Source organism: Phycicoccus avicenniae (assembly GCF_050496545.1).
GTDB classification, from domain to species: Bacteria; Actinomycetota; Actinomycetes; order Actinomycetales; family Dermatophilaceae; genus Phycicoccus; species Phycicoccus avicenniae_A.
This window is the reverse complement of record NZ_JBNVZV010000026.1, coordinates 11,711-29,315: the sequence shown is the minus strand read 5'-3', so window position 1 is coordinate 29,315 and position 17,605 is coordinate 11,711. Positions and strand designations below refer to the sequence as shown.

The following is a 17,605-nucleotide window of genomic DNA, read 5'->3' as shown; positions in this document are numbered from 1 at the left end:
GGTCCAGGGTGTTCGGAACCATCGCCGTCACCGACGACGAACGCGCGGCGCCGCGCGAGGGCGACGACCTGGTGCCCGGGGCGGACGTCGTGATGGACCGCGCCTTCACCCTCCGGGCCGCACCGGCCGAGGTGTGGCCGTGGCTGGTGCAGCTCGGCAAGCGCCGGGCGGGCTGGTACCTGCCACGGTCCGTCGAGCGGTTCGTGCCGCCGAGCCGGCGCGCGCTGCGGGTCATCGATGCGCGGTGGCAGGGCCTCGCCGTGGGCGACACCATCCCCGACTACGGCGGCCGGCACGAGACCTTCGACGCGCGGGTCGTCGACCCACCCCGGGTGCTCGTCTACACCTCTCGACGCGGTGCCGTCGACCTCAGCTGGTCGATCACCCTCGTCCCGGTGGGCGAGGGGACGCGCGTCTTCTTCCGGCTGCGTCTGGGTGGCGTGAAGCGGAAACGGCTGGCCGAGACCGCCGGCGGGTTCTTCGACGCGCTGACCCTCGCCGGGCTGGCGGAAGGCTTGGAGGAGCGAGTGACCCCGGGCTCGTCCCGTCGGTAGCGTGGGTGCGCGGCGGCCCGGGGCGGGTCGCGGAGGGAGGGGTGGTCGTGGACGACTCGTCGCACGGGGGAGCGCCGGGTGACCGGCAGGTGCCGCTGCGCCTGCCCGAGCACCGCCGTGGTGTGCGGGATCTCTACCTCGCCGTCTTCTCCGAGCCGCCATGGGGTGAGGGTGCGGACGAGGCCGACGGGTTCGCCGAGCGGCTCGACGCCGAGGTGGCTGCCGGGGCTCGCGGGCTGGTGCTCCTCGACGGCGAGCGCGTCGTCGGGCTGGCCTACGCCGTCCCGACCCCTGCGCCGTTCCCGACCGGCCGCTCGTACGGCCGGGTCGCGCGCGTGTGCGAGGCGCGGCTGCTCGAGGGCACGTGGGAGGTCATGGAGGTCGCGGTGCACCCCGACGCGCGTGGCGGCGGGCGGGCCCGGAGGCTGCTGGATGCCCTGCTGCTCGACTGCTCGCCGGCGTGGCTGCTGACCTCCACCGAGGCGCTCGCCGCGCAGCGGTTCTACGACCGGCAGCCGGGGTTGGTGCGGCTGGGGACCGGCGAGGGGCTGGTCGTCTACGGCACGACCTGAGCACGGTCGCCGGGAACGGGAGAAGCCGCAGGCCAGAGGGTTCTGGGCTGCGGCTTCGGTGGTGGCCAGGGGCGGGGTCGAACCGCCGACCTTCCGATTTTCAGTCGGACGCTCGTACCAACTGAGCTACCTGGCCGGACCTTGCAGGAAAGGGCCGGACGAACCGGCCCTTCCATGAAGGAGCGACCCCGACGGGACTCGAACCCGCGACCTCCGCCGTGACAGGGCGGCGCGCTAACCAACTGCGCTACGGGGCCTTGTGTGTGACGCAAGACCGTATCCCCAACGGGATTCGAACCCGTGCTACCGCCGTGAAAGGGCGGGGTCCTGGGCCGCTAGACGATGGGGACCCGACTCTCGTCGAACCCGCCCGTCGGACAACCCGGGTTCGGATCCGTCGAGGACTCGGAAAGCATAGGGGACGGCGGGCCAGCCACCAAAACGAGGTCGGCGTCGTCGGCGGGCGGGGTCACCCGGCGGGTGCGCCGGACGGTCCGCCGTGCCGCACCGCGGCCCGGACGAGGTCGAGCGCCTCCACCTCGCTCAGCCCGTGCCGGCGGGCGAGCTCGGCGAACGCGTCGGCGGCCCGGCGCACGTCGGCGGCCGGCGGCGCCATGGCCTGCGCCACCACCGTCCCCGTCCGCCGGCGCGTGTGGACCAGCCCGAGGGCCTCGAGCTCGCGGTAGGCCCGGGCCACCGTGCCGCCGGCGATCCCGAGGTCGCCGGCGAGAGCCCGGATGGTCGGGAGCCGGTCGCCCGGAGCCAGCCGGCCCGTCGCGATGTGCCCCGCGATCTGCGCGCGCAGCTGCTCGTACGGCGGGGTGGCGGCGGCCAGGTCGACGGTGAGCGTGGTCGTCATCGGGGGGTGTCCGGCACGGCCGAGGAGGTGCTCGGGCGGGATGAGGTGGCCGTCGGGGCGTCGCGTGCCTCCCAGCGCGGTCGCGCAGGGTCGGCCGACGTGACCGCCGCGACGAAGGCCAGGACCCCGGCGAGCAGCCCGAGCGCGAAGAGGCCGAAGGCGAGGTCCTGGCGCCAGTCGAGGGGCGGGGCCAGGGCCATCGGCGAGTCGACCATGCGCAGCCCCTGGGCGTACTCGTGGAGGGATGACCCCGCCACGAAGGCCACACCGAGCACGGCGAGCCACGTGGTGCACGCGGAGTAGCGGAGCAGCCGGGCGGTCCCCGTGCGGCGGGCGGCGGCATCGACCTCGGCGTGCGCGACGTCGAGCGAGGGGCGCGCCTCGACGACGCGTAGCCCCCAGCCAACGGCCAGCCACAGGAGGCCGAGCGCGGCGACGAGGGCGAGGCCGTACGGCCAGCCCGGGAACAGCCCGTCGCCGAGCAGCGGGAACGCGGTGAGGCCCCGCATCCGCCGGCCGTGGTCGGCGCCCTCGGTCGCCCCGAGGACCGCGGTGAGCCCGCACAGGGCGACGAGCGTGAGCGCCCCGCCGGCGCGGAGCCGGCGCAGACCCGGGCCGACGTCCGGTCGCGGGCGGGCCGTGGCGGTGCGCACCGTGCCGTGGGGCCGCGGCCAGGTCAGCTCGACGAGGGCCGCCGTGACCGCCATGACCGCACCGACGAGGAGCACGCCGACCGACCCGACCAGCGGGTTGCCCGCGGGTACCGGGACGTCGAGGACCAGGAGCGCCAGCACGGCGAGCCCGGCGGCCGCGCCCGCCCCGGCCGTCCGGCGGCGCACGCCACGGTCGACGGGGTCGGTGCCGCGGCCGAGGGTGGCCGACACGGTCCGGACGACGTGGACGAGCAGGACCACGAGCAGCGCCGGGAGGGCGAGCCCGAGCGCGAGGGGGAGTCCCTGCATCGTGCACTCCTGGGGGGCGAGGGAATTCGGTGCGGGGAGCATCCCGCCATTCATCCAATGTGTCAAGTGATTGAGTGAATGCCCGCACGGTCGCCCGGTGACGACGGAGCGCCCGCACCGAGGGGGTGCGGGCGCTCGCGGGCCGTCTGCTCGGCGGGGTCCGAGGTCAGTCGGGGATGTAGTCGAACTCGTCCGGGTTGGGGCCGGTGCGGCCGTCCTCGCCGCGGTCGAGGGCCGAGATGCGGCCGACCTCATCCGGGGTCAGGGAGAAGCCGAAGATGTCGAAGTTCTCGCGCATCCGGGACTCGGTGACCGACTTCGGGAAGACGATGTCGCCCCGCTCGACGTGCCAGCGCAGCGTGGCCTGGGCGGTGGTGACGCCGTGGGCCTCGGCGATCTCGGTGATGACCGGGTCGTCGAGCACACCGCCCTGCGCGATCGGGGACCACGCCTCGGTCGCGATGCCGTGCTCGGCGTCGGCGGCGCGGACGGCCTCGTTGGTCAGGTACGGGTGCACCTCGACCTGGTTGACGGCCGGGATGACGCCGGTCTCGTCGATGATCCGGGCCAGGTGCGCCGGCTGGAAGTTGGAGACACCCACCGAGGCGGCGCGCCCGTCGTCGGCGAAGGAGGCCATCGTGCGCCACGTCGAGACGAAGTCACCGTCGTAGCGCGTCGGCAGCGGCCAGTGGATCAGGAAGAGGTCGACCTGCTCGACCCCGAGCTTCTCGAGGGTCTCGGCGAACGCCTTCTGCGCGTCCTCGGGGCGGTGGAAGCCGTTGTTCAGCTTGGAGGTCACGAAGATCTCCTCGCGCGGGATGCCGGAGCGCGCGATCGCCTCACCAACCTCCCGCTCGTTGCCGTACATCTGCGCGGTGTCGATGTGCCGGTACCCGATCTCCAGGGCCTTGGTCACGGCCTCGACCGTGTCGGCCGGGTCGATCTGGAAGACGCCGAAGCCGAGCTGCGGGATCGTGCGGCCGGTGTTCAGGGTGATCGTCGGAACGCTCATACAGGGGCCAGCGCCCTCGCGCGGGCTGGTATTCCGACGGGTACGGCCACTCCGGACGTCCAGGAATCGACGAATGTGTCAGTTCGTGGACATGCAGCCCCCCGGGCGCCGCTCAGGCCGGCGTCGCCCACTCGCGGACGCGGTCGACGTCCCACGTCGTGACGATGCGCTCGGCCGGCACGCCCAGCCGCTCGGCGCGCTCGCAGCCGTAGGCCTTCATGTCGAGCTGGCCGGGGGCGTGGGCGTCGGAGTCGATGCTGAAGAGGCACCCCATCTCGAGGGCCATCGTCACGAGCTCGTCCGGTGGATCGCAGCGCTCGGGGCGGCTGTTGATCTCGACGGCGGTGTCGTGCTCGGCGCAGGCCTCGAAGACGGCCCGGGCGTCGAACTCGGACTGCGGGCGGGTGCCGCGCGAGCCCTCGACGAGCCGCCCGGTGCAGTGGCCGAGGACGTTGACGCGCGGGTTCGACACCGCGGCCACCATCCGCTGCGTCATCGGCACCCGGTTCATCCGCAGCTTGCTGTGGACCGATGCCGTGACGAGGTCGAGCCGGCCGAGCATCTCGTCGGTCTGGTCCAGCGAGCCGTCGTCGAGGATGTCGACCTCGATGCCCTTGAGGAGCGTGAAGTGCCCTGCGAGGGAACGGTTCACGCCGTCCACGATCTTCAGCTGCTGGCGCAGGCGCTCGACGGTCAGACCGTTCGCCACCCGCAGCTGGGGGCTGTGGTCGGTGAGGACCATCCACTCGTGGCCGAGCTCGACACCGGTGAGCACCATCTCGTCGATGGGCGAACCGCCGTCGCTCCAGTCCGAGTGCAGGTGGCAGTCGCCGCGGAGCATCGCGTAGAGCTCCTCGCCGCCCTCGACGAGCGGGCCACCGGACTTCTCCTGCAGCGACGCCAGGTACGCAGGAACCTCACCGGCCAGCGACTCCTCGATGACCCCGGCGGTCGACTTCCCGATGCCCGGGATCTCCTGCAGCGTCCCGGCCTCGGCGCGCTCGCGCAGCTCGTCGTCGTCGATGCCGCGCAGGGTCTTCACCGCGTTGCGGAACGCCTCGACCCGGTAGGTGCCGGCGCGCGTGCGCTCGAGGAGGAAGGCCACCCGGCGCAGCGCCTCGACCGGGTCGACCGGTGCCTCCAGCGGCTCGAGCAGGGCGACCACGGTCAGCCTCGCGAGCCGATGACGGCCTCGAGGCCGGCGAGCAGGCGCTCGACGTCGTCCTGGCTCGTGTAGGGGGCGAGCCCGACCCGCACGCCGCCGGTGTCGCCGAGGCCGAGGTGGCGCGAGCACTCCAGCGCGTAGAAGCTGCTCGCCGGTGCGTTGACGCCGTGCTCGGCGAGGCCACGGTAGACGTCCTGCGGGTCGACGCCGTCGACCGTGAACAGCAGTGTGGGAGTGCGGCTCTCGGCGTTGGAGTAGACGGTGACCCCGGGGAGGGCGCGCAACGCGGGCTCGAGCACGGCCAACAGCTTCTCCTCGTGCTCCTCGAGGGCGCGGAAGGAGGCGAGCAGCCGCTCGCGGCGGTCGGCATCGGTGACCGGGGTGTCGAGGTCGTCCATCCCGGCGAGGAAGTCGATGGCCGCGCTCGTGCCGGCGAGCAGCTCGTAGGGGAGGGTGCCGAGCTCGAAGCGCTCGGGGACGGCGTCGCTGGAGGGTGCGAGCTTGTCGTTGCGCACCGTCTCGAGCCACGCCGGGTCGGCCGCGAGGAGGCCGCAGTGCGGGCCGAGGAACTTGTACGGCGAGCAGGTCCAGACGTCGACGCCGAGGGCCTCGACGTCGACGGATGCGTGCGCCGTCGCGTGCACGCCGTCGACCCAGTGCAGCGAGCCGACCCGGTGCACCGCCTCGGAGATCTGCCGCACCGGAGGCCGTGTGCCGATCAGGTTGCTCGCGGCCGTCGTGGCCACGAGGCGGGTGCGCTCGGAGAGGACGGCCTCGACGTCGGCGACGGTCAGCTCGCCGCTCGCGGGGTCGAAGTCGACCCAGCGCACCGTGGCGCCGACGGCCTCCGCGGCCTGCACCCACGGGCGGACGTTCGAGTCGTGGTCGAGGCGGGTGACGACGACCTCGTCCCCGGGGCCCCACTGCTTGGCGAGCGCCCGGGCGAGGTCGTAGGTCAGCGCGGTGGCGCTGCGGCCGTACACGATGCCGCGCGGGTCGGCCCCGAGCAGGTCGGCGGCCGTGCGGCGGAAGCGGGACACGACGTCGTCCGCCCGGCGCTCCGACGCGGTGACGGTGCCGCGGTTGGAGATCGACGCGGTGAGGGTGTCGGCGACGGCCTGCCCGACGACGTCGGGGGTCTGGCTGCCACCCGGGCCGTCGAAGTGGGCCAGCCCGGCGTTCAGCGACGGGAAGTGGGACCGGATGCGCTCGACGTCGTAGGCCATGGCGCCATCCTGCCCCAGCCGGTCACCAGGACGAGTGGAGCGGGCGGCCCTCGGCGAACCCGGCCGTGCTCTGCAGCCCGACGGTGGCCCGCTCGTGGAACTCCTCGAGCGTGCGGGCCCCGGCGTAGGTGCACGAGGACCGCAGTCCCGCGACGATCTCGTCGATGACGTCCTCGACGCTCGGGCGGGCCGGGTCGACGTACATCCGGGCGCTGCTGATGCCCTCCTCGAACATCGCCTTGCGTGCCCGCTCGTACGCGCTGTCGGTGGCCGTGCGGTTGCGCACGGCGCGGGCCGAGGCCATGCCGAAGGACTCCTTGTACTGGCGGCCCTTCTCGTCGGTGTAGAGGTCGCCGGGCGACTCGAGCGTGCCTGCGAACCACGAGCCCACCATGACGTTCGAGGCGCCGGCGGCCAGCGCCAGGGCGACGTCGCGAGGATGCCGCACCCCGCCGTCCGCCCAGACGTGCTTGCCGAGCTCGCGTGCAGCGGAGGCGCACTCGAGCACCGCGGAGAACTGCGGCCGGCCGACGGCGGTCATCATCCGGGTCGTGCACATGGCGCCGGGGCCCACGCCCACCTTGACGATGTCGGCGCCCGCCTCGACGAGGTCACGGGTGCCGGCGGCCGAGACGACGTTGCCGGCGACCAGGGGCACGCCGAGGTCGAGGGCCCGCAGCGTGCGCAGCGTCTCGAGCATCTTCTCCTGGTGCCCGTGCGCGGTGTCGATGACGAGGACGTCGGCCCCGGCCTGCGCGAGCGCGGACGCCTTGGCGGCGACGTCGCCGTTGATGCCGACCGCCGCGCCGATCCGCAGCCGGTCGTTCGCGTCGACCGCCGGCGCGTAGAGGTGGGCGCGCAGTGCTCCCGCGCGGGTGAGGAGGCCGACGAGCCGGCCGTCGACGTCGACGACCGGGGCGAGCCGGCGGCGCGCGTGGGACAGGGTGTCGAAGGCCTTCTCGACGTCGACGCCGTCGTCGAGGGTGACCATCTCGCGGACCATGACGTCGGCGAGCTGGGTGTACCGGTCGACGCCCGTCAGGTCGGTCTCGGTGACGACGCCGACGGGGCGCTCGCCGTCGACGACGACCGCGGCACCGTGGGCCCGCTTGTGCAGCAGCACGAGCGCCTCGCCGGTGGTGGTCGTCGGGTCGAGGGTGATCGGGGTGTCGTAGACGAGGTGGCGCGACTTCTGCCAGCCGATGACCTCGGCGACGACCTCGGTGGGGATGTCCTGCGGGATGACGGTCAGCGCGCCGCGGCGGGCCGTGGTCTCGGCCATCCGGCGCCCGGCGATCGCGGTCATGTTCGCGACGACGAGCGGGATGGTCGTGCCGGTGCCGTCGACGGTGCGCAGGTCGACGTCGAGCCGGCTGGTCACCGACGAGCGGTTGGGCACCATGAAGACGTCGTCGTACGTCAGGTCGTGCTGCGGCATGAGGTCGTTGAGGAAGCGCACGGCACCAGCGTAGGTGCGCCGGCGCCGACCGGATGGGGCAGGATCGGCCGGGTGAGCCTCATGGCACCGTCCCCGGCCGACGAGCGGCGTCGCGCCGGGCTGCGCCGGATGCGGCTGCTCGCCCTCTCGCTGCTCGTCCTCGCCGCCGTCGTCTTCCTCGCGACCCTGCGCCTCGACCACAGCGGCGTGTGGGGCTACGTCAACACCGCAGCCGAGGCCGCGATGGTCGGCGCGCTGGCCGACTGGTTCGCCGTCACCGCACTGTTCCGGCACCCGCTCGGGGTACCGGTACCGCACACGGCGATCATCCCCAAGCGCAAGAACGAGATCGGCCGCAACCTCCAGGAGTTCGTCACCGAGAACTTCCTCACCGAGGAGATCGCCCGAGAACGGCTGGCCGCCGCCCACGTCTCCGAGCGGGTGGGGCGCTGGCTGGGGGTGGCGTCGCACCGGCGGCGGGTGCTCACCGAGGTCGTGCGGGTGGCCCGGGCCGGGCTCGGCCGGCTCGACGAGGACGAGGTCCGCCGGCTCGTCGAGGACTTCCTCGTGCCGCGGCTGGTCCGCGAGCCGATCAGCCCGATCGCCGGCGCGCTGCTCGAGGGCGTCGTCGAGGAGAGCACCCACCACGGGCTCGTCGACCTCGGGCTCGAGCAGCTGCACGACTGGCTGCGCGACAACCCCGGTGCCTACGCCGAGGTGCTCACCACCAAGGCGCCGTGGTGGACGCCGCCGTGGCTCGACGAGCGGGTCATCGGGTGGACCTACGACCAGGTGCTCTCCTGGCTCGTCGAGATCCGGCGCGACCCCCGCCACCCCGCGCGGCTCGCGCTCGACGACCTGCTGCGCACCCTCGCCCACGACCTGCAGCACGACGCCGCGGTGATGGCCCGCGCCGAGTCGCTCAAGGAGCGGCTGCTCACCCACCCCCAGGCCGCCGAGACCGCGCTCGGGCTGTGGCGCTCGTTCCGGGCGGCCCTGGAGACGGCGATGGACGACACCGACTCCTACTTCCACCGCCGCGGCGACGAGCTGCTCGAGCACCTCGGCGAGCACCTGGTCGACGACCCCGAGTGGCGCTCGGTCGTGGAGGCCCGTCTCGGGGAGGCGCTCTCGTTCGTCGTCAACACCTACGGCTCCGAGCTCGCCGAGGTCATCTCGGTCACCGTCGACCGCTGGGACGGGAAGGAGGCCGCCGAGCGCATCGAGCTGCACGTGGGCCGGGACCTGCAGTTCATCCGGATCAACGGGACGGTCGTCGGCGCGCTGGCCGGCCTCGTCATCCACGGGGTGGCCCAGCTCCTCACGGCGGCGTAGCACCTCGGCCGAGGGTCGGCATCGTCCTGCGGCTGGGATGATGGACGCCATGACCGCCGACGCCCGGCCCGCCGCCCCGCCGACCCGCCTGCTGCTCACCGCCGCCGGCCTGAGTGCCCTGGTCTTCGCCGTGCTCGACGCCGTCTGGCTGACCACCGGGTCCGGCACCCTCTACGACGACCGCATCGGCCACCTGCTCGCCGAGAAGCCGAACATGGCTGCGGCGGTGGCGTTCTACGTCGTCTACCTGCTCGGCTTCGTCCACTTCGTCGTCCGCCCGGCGCTCGCGGCGGGGTCGGTGCGCCGCGGCGTGCGCGACGCGGCCGCCTTCGGCGCCGTCACCTACGCCACCTTCGACCTGACCTCGATGGCGGTCTTCCGCGACTTCCCGCTCGTCGTCGTGCTCGTCGACATCGCGTGGGGCACGGTGCTCTGCACGGTGACCGCCGCCGTCGCGCTGGGCCTCGCCCTCCGTCGCCGCTGAACCGCCGCGGCGGTCAGCGCTTCTTCGGCGGCAGCGGGAAGAACATCGAGGTCCGCTGCTGGTACTCGGGGTACCCGGGCCGCTTGGCCATCTCCGACTCGAGCAGCTTGGCCCCCGTCGCGAACGCGAGGAAGTAGGTCATCACGACGGGCGAGAGCACGGTGAGCACGCCGGGCCACACCTCGGCCGCGACCACGAACATCCCCCACCAGACGGCGGAGTCGCCGAAGTAGTTCGGGTGGCGGGTCCAGCCCCAGAGGCCGCGGTCCATGACCTTGCCCTTGTTGGACGGGTCGGCCTTGAAGGCCTTGAGCTGGGCGTCACCGACCGACTCGAAGGTCACGCCGACCAGCCACACCACCACACCGATCGCGGCGACCCAGCCCAGCGCGGAGTCGGTGGCGGCGGCCACCTGGAGCGGCAGCGAGACGAACCACGCCGCGAGCCCCTGGACGACGAAGACGCGCTTGACCGCGAAGGCGAACCGCTTCTCCGGCGGCTGCGAGGAGAGCATCTTCTCGTAGCGCGGGTCCTCGCCCTGGCCGAGCGCGCGGCCCCGGATGTGCCACGCGAGCCGCCCGCCCCAGAGCGTGACGAGGACGGCGAGCAGGAGCGAGCGCACCGAGTGCTGGCCGAGGGCGTAGGCCACCCAGCCGATGGCCACGAAGACCAGGCCCCAGGTGATGTCGACGACGGCGACCTTGCCGATCCGCTTCGAGATCGCCGCCGTGACGGCCATCGCGACGGCCGAGGTGAGCAGCGACCCGAGGAGGACGACGACGAAGGTGCCGCCCATGAACGAGGCGCCCATCAGCGGGCCGGGTCCGACACGACGGCCGGCCCACCCGGGCGGCGCAGGAGCAGCTGGTCGACGCCCATCCGGTTGTCCCGGAACGCCTGCGAGCCGCCGACGAGGTAGAGCCGCCAGACGCGGGCGCCCTCCTCGCCGATGAGCTCGACCGCCCGGTCCCAGTTCTCCTCGAGGGTGCGGGCCCAGGCGTCGACGGTCCAGACGTAGTGCTCGCGCATCGCGTGGACCCCGCGGATCTCGAAGCCGGCGTCCTGCAGGAAGTTCAGCGTGTCGCCGACCGGGCGCATCGTCATGTCCGGGGCGATGAACTGCTCGATGAAGGGGCCGCCGCCGGGGTGGTGGCCGGCGAAGCGCGACATCTGCTGGACCAGCACGTAGCCGCCCGGTCGCACCGCGCGGTGCAGCACCGAGGCGTACGTGGCGTAGTTCTTCTCGCCGACGTGCTCGCCCATCTCGAGCGAGGCGACGGCGTCGAACGGCTCGTCCCGCACCTCGCGGTAGTCCTGGAGCCGGATCTGCACGCGGTCCTGGAGCCCACGCTCGCGGATGCGCTCGTCGATGAAGGCCTTCTGCTCGGCGGCGATGGTGACGCCGGTGACCTGCGCCCCGAAGTGCTCGGCGGCGTACAGCGACAGCGACCCCCAGCCGCAGCCGACGTCGAGGAAGCGCATGCCTTCGGAGAGACCGACCTTGCGGCACACCATGTCGAGCTTGGCGGCCTGCGCGGCCTCGAGCGGCATGTCCGGCCCGTCGGCGAAGAAGGCGCTCGAGTAGGCCATGTGCGGGTCGAGGAGGAACTCGTAGAACTCGTTCGACAGGTCGTAGTGGTGGCTGATCGAGGCGCGGTCACGGGCCATCGAGTGCAGCCGCCCCTTGACGACCGCCTGCGTGGCCGGCGGTGCCGGCGGCCGGGCGAGGGCGCCGGTGTCGCGCCCGAGCCGGACGAGGTCGGGCAGCAGCCGCGCCAGCCGCGCCGGCGTGAGCGGCGGCAGGGACCGGGCGGCCACGGTCTCGCGGACGAGGTCGAGGGCGTCGCCGATGTCGCCGTCGACCTCGAGCTCGCCGGTGACGTACGCCTGGGCGGCGCCGAGCTCACCCGGGTGCCAGAGGAGCCGGGTCAGGGCCTGCGGGGTGCGCAGCGTGACGAGGGTGCCGTCGGCCGGACCGGCCTCCGACCCGTCCCACGCACGCAGCCGGACCGGCAGCGGGCCACCGAGCACGGGGCGCAGGGCGGCCTCGATGCGGCCGGCCACGCCGGTGGTCGTCGTGGTGGTGGTGCCGTCGTCGGTCAGCGTCACGTGCTGCTCCTGGGGTCGGGTCGGCACGCGGAGGTCTCCGCGTGGGGGGTCACGCGCGGTGGTGCGCGAAGGTCACGCGCGGCGTTCGGAGTCCGAGGTCGCGGCGGATGTCTCGTCCTCGCGGCTGCGCCGGCGCTCGCGGGCGGCCGTGGTGAGCAGCGCGACGTCGGCGACGAGGTCCGGGCCGAGGTGCTGCGCACCGATCTCCTCGAGCACGCGCGGCGTGGTGCCCCGGCCGGCGAGCCACAACGGGTGGTTCTGGGCGAGGCGGCGCAGCGCCGGACCGTGGGCGCGGAACCCGGACGGCCGCCGCGACGACAGCACGACGGCATCGGGCCGGACGAGGTCGGCCGCCGAGGTGAGCGAGGCGATGGGGGTGTCCGGGCCCAGGTAGCGGATGCGCCAGCCCGCGCGCCCGAGAAGCACGCCGAAGGACAGCGGGATGATGTCGTGGAACTCGCCCGGGGGACAGGCGATCACGGCGATCGGGCCCGTGCCGATGCCCCACGTCAGGGACAGCGCCCCGAGCCGGCGACGGACCAGGCTGCTCGCGAAGTGCTCCTGCGCGATGCCGATGCGGCCGAGCTCCCACATCTCGCCGACGCGGACGAAGAAGGGGACGAGGACGTCGACGATGGCGCTCTCGACCGAGCGGTCGAGGAAGGCGGTGTCGAGGACGGCGTGGGCGCGGTCCTCGTCGAGGGCGGTGATGGCGTCGAGGAGCTGGGCGACGAGGACGGGCGGGTCGGCGCGCATCGTGTCGCGGCGCGGGTCGCCGGTCTCCTCCGAGCCGAGGGCGGGGCCCTCGCCGGTGGCGGCGGCGCCGGCGCGCTCGGCGGCGAGCACCTGCCGGGCGGCCTCCATCGCGCTGACGCCCTGCTCGCGGAGCACCAGCACCTCGCGGACGCGGCGCTCGTCGTCGATGCCGTAGAGGCGGTAGCCGCCGGGGGAGCGGACGGGGTCGAGGAGCCCGTAGCGCGACTCCCAGGCACGCAGGACGTGCGTACTGACTCCCACTCGGGTAGCCAGCTCGCCAATCCGCATCGACGGGGGGACCGAACGCCTCACGAGAGCCACCGTAAGCGCTGGCGGATCATTTGACAAACCTTTGACGAAGGTCGACGAAAGGTTCTACGGTCGTGGCCATGCCCCCCATCTCCTCGACGGAGCGTCCGCACGCCCGCGAACGCGTCGCCGTCGTCGGCGCCGGCGTCTCCGGTCTCACCGCCGCGCACGTCCTGTCGACCCGTCACGACGTCACGCTCTACGAGGGGGAGGACCGGCTCGGGGGCCACGCGCACACGCACACCGTGCCCACCCCGCACGGCGACCTCCGCGTCGACAGCGGCTTCATCGTGCACAACGACCGCACGTACCCGTACCTGCGACGACTCTTCCGCGAGCTGGGCGTCGAGGCGCGCGACACCGAGATGTCGATGAGCATCCGCGACGAGTCCACCGGCCTCGAGTACGCGGGCGGCCGGGGCGTCAAGGGCTTCGTCGCCCGTCCCCGTCAGCTCCTCGACCGCGAGTACGTCGGGATGCTGCGCTCCGTCAAGCGCTTCCACACCCTCGCCACCGCGTTCCTCGAGCAGACCGACGACGAGGACACCACGACCTACGGCGAGTTCATCCGCGAGCACGGCTTCCCCGAGTCCTTCACCCGGCTCTACGCGATCCCGGTCGTCGCCTGCGTCTGGTCCAGCGGTGAGGGCCAGGCCCTCGACTACCCGGCGCGCTACCTGTTCCGCTTCCTCCAGCACCACGGGATGCTCTCCATCGGCGACTCCCCGCAGTGGATGACCGTCGTGGGCGGTTCCCGCACCTACGTCGACCTGCTGGCCGCCCGGCTGCCCGCCGTCCACGTCGGCGACCCCGTGACCTCGGTCGCCCGCACGCCCGACGGTGTCGAGGTCCGCACCGCCGGAGGGCGGCTCGACCGCCACGACCGCGTCGTCGTGGCGACCCACGCCGACGACGCCCTGCGCCTCCTCGCCGACCCCACGCCCGCCGAGAAGGAGGTCCTCGGCGCGTTCCGCTACTCGCAGAACGAGACCGTGCTGCACCGCGACCCGTCGTTCATGCCGCGCGCCCGGCTGGCCCGCTCGTCGTGGAACTACCTCGTCGGCGACGACCCGTCGAAGGGCGCGATCGTCACGTACTGGATGAACCGTCTCCAGGGGCTCCCCGCCGAGGAGCCGTTCTTCGTGACCCTGAACGCCACCGAGCGCATCGACCCCGGTAGCGTCATCGCCACCATGCAGTACTCGCACCCTCTCTACGACGTCGAGGCCGTCCGCGCCCAGCGCCGGATCGCCGAGATCACCACCGGGGTAACGGCATTCGCCGGCGCGTACCAGGGGTGGGGGTTCCACGAGGACGGGTGCCGCTCGGGGGTCGAGGCGGCACGTGCCCTCGGGGTCGAGTGGTGACGCCGTGACCACCGCGGCGGACCTCCCGGTCCTGCCGGCCCTGGTCGTCGGGCGGGTGCACCACACCCGGCACCGCCCGGTCCGGCACTCGTTCACCCACCGCCACACCCAGTGGCTCGTCGACCTCGACGCCATGCCGCGCCTCCCGCGCTGGCTGCGGCCGTTCGCGACCTTCCGCGGCGAGGACCACCTCTCGGGCAACCCCGGCATCGCGGCGCTCAAGGCCAACGTCCTGCGGGTCCTCGAGCGCGACGGCGTCGCCACGACCCCCCACGACCGCGTCGTCATGCTCGCCCACGCCCGCACCCTCGGCCACGTCTTCGACCCGATGAGCGCCTTCTGGGTCCTCGCGCCCGACGGCACCCTGCGCGCCGTGCTCGTCGAGGTCCACAACACCTACGGCGGCCGGCACGCGTACGTCCTGCGGCCCGACGCCGGCGGCCGGGCCGCCATGGACAAGGACTTCTACGTCTCGCCGTTCAACGACGTCGAGGGCGAGTACGCCATCCGCCTCACGATGTCCCCCGGGACCGTGGGCGTGGCCATCCGGCTGCGCGTCCACGACGAACCCCTGGTGACCGCGACCGTGACGGGCACGCCGAGGCCGGCCACGACCTCGGCGGTCGCCCGGACCGCGCTGCGGCACCCGTTGATGCCCCAGCGGGTGAGCGGGCTGATCCGGGTCCACGGCATCTGGCTGTGGCTCCGGAGACTGCCCGTCCGCCCCCGCCCCGAGAACTCCCTGGAGACCGTGCGATGACCACCGCCGACACCACCCGCTTCGAGCTCGCCGCCCCCCGGCTCGACTTCCCGCGCGTGCTGACGCGCGGCGCCGTCGCCAAGGCCATCACCGAGGTCGCCGTGCGGCCGATGCCCGTGCGGATGCGCTACCCCGACGGCACCGTCGTCGGCGCCGGCGGCCCGGACAGCCCGGTGCTCGAGGTCGTCCGGCCGCGGGCGATGTTCCGTCGCCTCGAGGCGCACCCGAAGATCGGCCTCGGCGAGGCGTACATGGCCGGTGACTGGCGGGCGGCCGAGGGCACCGACCTCGCGCAGGCGCTCATGCCGTTCGCCGCGCGGATGGGCGAGCTCGTCCCGAAGCCGCTGCTCTCGCTGCGTGGCCTCGTCGACCGGGCGATCCCGCGCCACCAGCGCAACACCCTCGAGGGCTCGCGCAGCAACATCAGCGCGCACTACGACCTGTCCAACGACCTCTTCGCGGGCTTCCTCGACCCGTCGATGTCCTACAGCTCGGCCCTCTTCGACTCCTCGCGGCCGATGGCCGAGCAAGACCTCCACGAGGCGCAGGTGCGCAAGGTCGAGGCCATTCTGGACGCCGCCGACGTCCGCGAGGGCTCGCGGGTCCTCGAGATCGGCACCGGCTGGGGCGAGCTGTCCATCCGGGCCGCGGCGCGTGGTGCGACGGTGACGTCGGTCACCCTCTCGGCGGAGCAGCGGGCGCTGGCGATGGAGCGCATCGCCGCGGCCGGGTACTCCGACCGCGTCGAGGTCCTGCTCCAGGACTACCGCGAGACCACGGGCCAGTTCGACTCGATCGTCAGCGTCGAGATGATCGAGGCCGTGGGAGAGGAGTACTGGGAGACCTACTTCCAGCAGATCGACGGTCTCCTCGCGCCCGGCGGGGCGGTGGCCATCCAGGCGATCCTCATGGAGCACCACCGACTGCTGGCGACCAAGGGGTCCTTCGGCTGGATCCAGAAGTACATCTTCCCCGGCGGGCTCATCCCCTCCCTCCAGGCCATCCGCGACGTGACGCGTGAGTCGACGTCGCTGCGGGTAGAGAGGGTGCAGGCGTTCGGGCCGGACTACGCGGAGACCCTGCGTCGCTGGCGCGAGACCTTCGTCGAGCAGTGGGACGACATCCGCCACCACGGGTTCGACGAGACCTTCCGGCGCATGTGGGAGTTCTACCTCGCGTACTGCGAGGCCGGGTTCGCCACCGGCTACCTCGACGTCGCCCAGATCCGTTTCACCCGCCAGGAGGACCGATGACCACCACCGTCGAGCGAACGATCCAGACCACCGCCAGCCCCGAGCAGGTCTTCCCCTACCTCGTCGACTTCCGCAACGCGACCGAGTGGGACGCCGGCACGGTCTCGTGCGAGCGCGTCTCCGGCGACGGCAGTCCGGGCACCGTGTACAAGAACGTCTCGAAGTTCGCCGGCAACACCGTCGAGCTCGAGTACACGACGGAGGAGGTCTCCGAGCCCCGCTTCGTCATCGTCGGGCGCAACGAGACCACCACCAGCCACGACACGATCACGGTGCGGCCCAACGGCTCCGGCTCGCAGGTCACCTACCGCGCGGACTTCGAGTTCACGGGGTTCGCCCGCTTCCTCGGCCCGCTGATGACGCCCCTGCTCGGCCGGCTGGGTGACCGCACCGCGGCCCAGCTCAAGGAGGCGCTGGACCGCCGGTGAGCAGCTCCTCCGGCGCCGGCCGCCGCGCCCTCGTCACCGGTGTCACGGGGTACATCGGCTCCCGACTCGTGCCCGCCCTCCTCGACGCCGGCTGGACCGTGCGCGTCCTCACCCGGGACGCCGGCAAGGTCGCCGACCGCTGGTGGGTCGACCGGGCCGAGGTCGTCGAGGGTGACGCCACGTCGCGGGCGACCCTCGCCGAGGCCCTCGCGGACGTCGACGTCGCCTACTACCTCCTGCACTCGATGGACAGCGAGGGCGGGTTCGTCGAGCGCGACCGCGAGATGGCCACGACCTTCGGCCGGGCGGCGTACGAGGCCGAGGTCTCGCGCATCGTCTACCTCTCCGGGCTGCACCCGCACGACGGGCCGCTGAGCGACCACCTCGCCTCGCGCGTCGAGGTCGGCGACCTCCTGCTGTCCAGCGGCGTCCCGACGGCCGTGCTGCAGGCGGCCATCATCCTCGGGTCGGGGTCGGCGTCCTTCGAGATGCTGCGCCACCTCACCTCGCGCCTCCCGGTGATGGTCACGCCGAAGTGGCTCGACAACCGGATCCAGCCCACCGCCGTACGCGACGTCCTGCACTACCTCGTGGGCGCGGCCGACCTGCCGCCCGAGGTGAACCGGACCTTCGACATCGGCGGCCCGGACGTGCTCACCTACCGCGAGATGATCACGCGGTTCGCCCGCCTCGCCGGGATGTTCCCGCGCACCATCGTCACCGTGCCGGTGCTGACCCCGCGCCTGGCCAGCCAGTGGGTCGGCTTCGTGACCCCCGTGCCGACCGGTCTCGCCAAGCCGCTCGTCGAGAGCCTGCTCCACGAGGTGGTCTGCGAGGAGCACGACGTCGACGACCTCGTCGGCCCGCCGCCCGGTGGTGCGCTCGGCTTCGACCGCGCCGTCACCGACGCCATCGCCGGTGACGAGGCCGATCCGCGTCCCGAGCCCGGCACCGTCGACCCCGCCCGCGTCACCGCTGCCGACCCCGCCTGGGCCGGTGGAGGTTCCGGGTCCTGA

The 17,605-nt window shown here is 73.1% G+C and carries 18 protein-coding genes and 3 tRNA genes; 9 read left to right on the top strand and 12 right to left on the bottom strand.

The features are described 5' to 3' along the window. Window positions 1–8 precede the first annotated feature (8 nt). Both ACQZ2A_RS17795 and ACQZ2A_RS17790 read left to right on the top strand, forming a co-directional pair. On the top strand, window positions 9–554 hold the full coding sequence (locus ACQZ2A_RS17795) for an SRPBCC family protein (RefSeq protein WP_430213762.1): 546 nt from the start codon (window positions 9–11) through the stop codon (window positions 552–554). A 47-nt stretch (window positions 555–601) separates the two neighbouring features. Beyond that, entirely contained in the window at window positions 602–1,126 is a 525-nt protein-coding gene (locus tag ACQZ2A_RS17790) for a GNAT family N-acetyltransferase (RefSeq protein WP_430213760.1), read from the top strand. Window positions 1,127–1,185: 59 nt separating this feature from the next. On the opposite strand, the gene ACQZ2A_RS17785 is transcribed toward ACQZ2A_RS17790, so the two are convergent. The 9 genes from ACQZ2A_RS17785 to ACQZ2A_RS17745 all read right to left on the bottom strand — a co-directional run bounded on the left by ACQZ2A_RS17785 (window position 1,186) and on the right by ACQZ2A_RS17745 (window position 7,809). After that, a tRNA-Phe gene (locus ACQZ2A_RS17785) sits at window positions 1,186–1,262 on the bottom strand. Between the two features lie 47 nt (window positions 1,263–1,309). Next, window positions 1,310–1,383: transfer RNA gene (locus tag ACQZ2A_RS17780), tRNA-Asp, on the bottom strand. 20 nt (window positions 1,384–1,403) lie between these two features. Continuing rightward, window positions 1,404–1,476: transfer RNA gene (locus ACQZ2A_RS17775), tRNA-Glu, on the bottom strand. Window positions 1,477–1,595: 119 nt separating this feature from the next. Continuing rightward, a complete protein-coding gene (locus tag ACQZ2A_RS17770; protein ID WP_430213758.1) occupies window positions 1,596–1,985 on the bottom strand; it encodes a GntR family transcriptional regulator in 390 nt (129 codons plus the stop codon). Further along, window positions 1,982–2,947 (bottom strand): hypothetical protein, encoded by a 966-nt coding sequence (locus ACQZ2A_RS17765; protein WP_430213756.1) that lies wholly within the window; start codon window positions 2,945–2,947, stop codon window positions 1,982–1,984. The genes ACQZ2A_RS17770 and ACQZ2A_RS17765 overlap by 4 nt, the downstream gene beginning before the upstream one ends. Window positions 2,948–3,113: 166 nt before the next feature. Beyond that, the gene (locus ACQZ2A_RS17760; protein WP_430213754.1) at window positions 3,114–3,959 is read right to left on the bottom strand and encodes an aldo/keto reductase; all 846 of its coding nucleotides are present in this window, start codon (window positions 3,957–3,959) and stop codon (window positions 3,114–3,116) included. A gap of 112 nt (window positions 3,960–4,071) precedes the next feature. Continuing rightward, a complete protein-coding gene (locus tag ACQZ2A_RS17755; RefSeq protein ID WP_430213753.1) occupies window positions 4,072–5,124 on the bottom strand; it encodes a PHP domain-containing protein in 1,053 nt (350 codons plus the stop codon). 2 nt (window positions 5,125–5,126) lie between these two features. Then, window positions 5,127–6,350: a cysteine desulfurase-like protein gene (locus tag ACQZ2A_RS17750; RefSeq protein ID WP_430213751.1), complete on the bottom strand. Its 1,224-nt coding sequence runs from the start codon at window positions 6,348–6,350 to the stop codon at window positions 5,127–5,129. Window positions 6,351–6,372: 22 nt separating this feature from the next. Continuing rightward, window positions 6,373–7,809 (bottom strand): GuaB1 family IMP dehydrogenase-related protein, encoded by a 1,437-nt coding sequence (locus ACQZ2A_RS17745; RefSeq protein ID WP_430213749.1) that lies wholly within the window; start codon window positions 7,807–7,809, stop codon window positions 6,373–6,375. Window positions 7,810–7,860: 51 nt separating this feature from the next. On the opposite strand from ACQZ2A_RS17745, the gene ACQZ2A_RS17740 reads away from it, so the two are divergent. Together ACQZ2A_RS17740 and ACQZ2A_RS17735 are read left to right on the top strand one after the other, a co-directional pair. Beyond that, window positions 7,861–9,123 (top strand): DUF445 domain-containing protein, encoded by a 1,263-nt coding sequence (locus tag ACQZ2A_RS17740; protein WP_430213747.1) that lies wholly within the window; start codon window positions 7,861–7,863, stop codon window positions 9,121–9,123. Window positions 9,124–9,172: 49 nt separating this feature from the next. After that, window positions 9,173–9,607, top strand: coding sequence for a DUF2177 family protein (locus tag ACQZ2A_RS17735; protein WP_430213745.1), 435 nt, complete (start codon window positions 9,173–9,175; stop codon window positions 9,605–9,607). 13 nt (window positions 9,608–9,620) lie between these two features. Here ACQZ2A_RS17735 and ACQZ2A_RS17730 read toward each other — a convergent pair whose 3' ends face one another. The 3 genes from ACQZ2A_RS17730 to ACQZ2A_RS17720 all read right to left on the bottom strand — a co-directional run bounded on the left by ACQZ2A_RS17730 (window position 9,621) and on the right by ACQZ2A_RS17720 (window position 12,760). Next, window positions 9,621–10,418, bottom strand: coding sequence for a DUF1295 domain-containing protein (locus tag ACQZ2A_RS17730; protein WP_430213743.1), 798 nt, complete (start codon window positions 10,416–10,418; stop codon window positions 9,621–9,623). Then, complete coding sequence (locus ACQZ2A_RS17725; protein ID WP_430213741.1) at window positions 10,418–11,716, bottom strand: class I SAM-dependent methyltransferase; 1,299 nt, start codon at window positions 11,714–11,716, stop codon at window positions 10,418–10,420. The genes ACQZ2A_RS17730 and ACQZ2A_RS17725 overlap by 1 nt, the downstream gene beginning before the upstream one ends. A gap of 72 nt (window positions 11,717–11,788) precedes the next feature. After that, window positions 11,789–12,760 carry a MerR family transcriptional regulator gene (locus ACQZ2A_RS17720; protein ID WP_430213826.1) on the bottom strand — a complete coding sequence of 324 codons (972 nt, stop codon included), beginning with the start codon at window positions 12,758–12,760 and terminating at the stop codon, window positions 11,789–11,791. A gap of 101 nt (window positions 12,761–12,861) precedes the next feature. Between ACQZ2A_RS17720 and ACQZ2A_RS17715 the strand changes: the two genes are divergently transcribed. The 5 genes from ACQZ2A_RS17715 to ACQZ2A_RS17695 are packed head-to-tail and all read left to right on the top strand — an operon-like array spanning window position 12,862 to window position 17,605. Beyond that, entirely contained in the window at window positions 12,862–14,148 is a 1,287-nt protein-coding gene (locus tag ACQZ2A_RS17715; RefSeq protein ID WP_430213739.1) for an NAD(P)/FAD-dependent oxidoreductase, read from the top strand. Between the two features lie 4 nt (window positions 14,149–14,152). Continuing rightward, entirely contained in the window at window positions 14,153–14,908 is a 756-nt protein-coding gene (locus ACQZ2A_RS17710; RefSeq protein ID WP_430213737.1) for a DUF1365 domain-containing protein, read from the top strand. Further along, entirely contained in the window at window positions 14,905–16,161 is a 1,257-nt protein-coding gene (locus ACQZ2A_RS17705; protein ID WP_430213735.1) for a class I SAM-dependent methyltransferase, read from the top strand. Before ACQZ2A_RS17710 ends, ACQZ2A_RS17705 begins: the two co-directional genes overlap by 4 nt. After that, complete coding sequence (locus tag ACQZ2A_RS17700; protein ID WP_430213733.1) at window positions 16,158–16,589, top strand: SRPBCC family protein; 432 nt, start codon at window positions 16,158–16,160, stop codon at window positions 16,587–16,589. Before ACQZ2A_RS17705 ends, ACQZ2A_RS17700 begins: the two co-directional genes overlap by 4 nt. Next, window positions 16,586–17,605: an NAD(P)H-binding protein gene (locus ACQZ2A_RS17695; RefSeq protein ID WP_430213731.1), complete on the top strand. Its 1,020-nt coding sequence runs from the start codon at window positions 16,586–16,588 to the stop codon at window positions 17,603–17,605. Before ACQZ2A_RS17700 ends, ACQZ2A_RS17695 begins: the two co-directional genes overlap by 4 nt.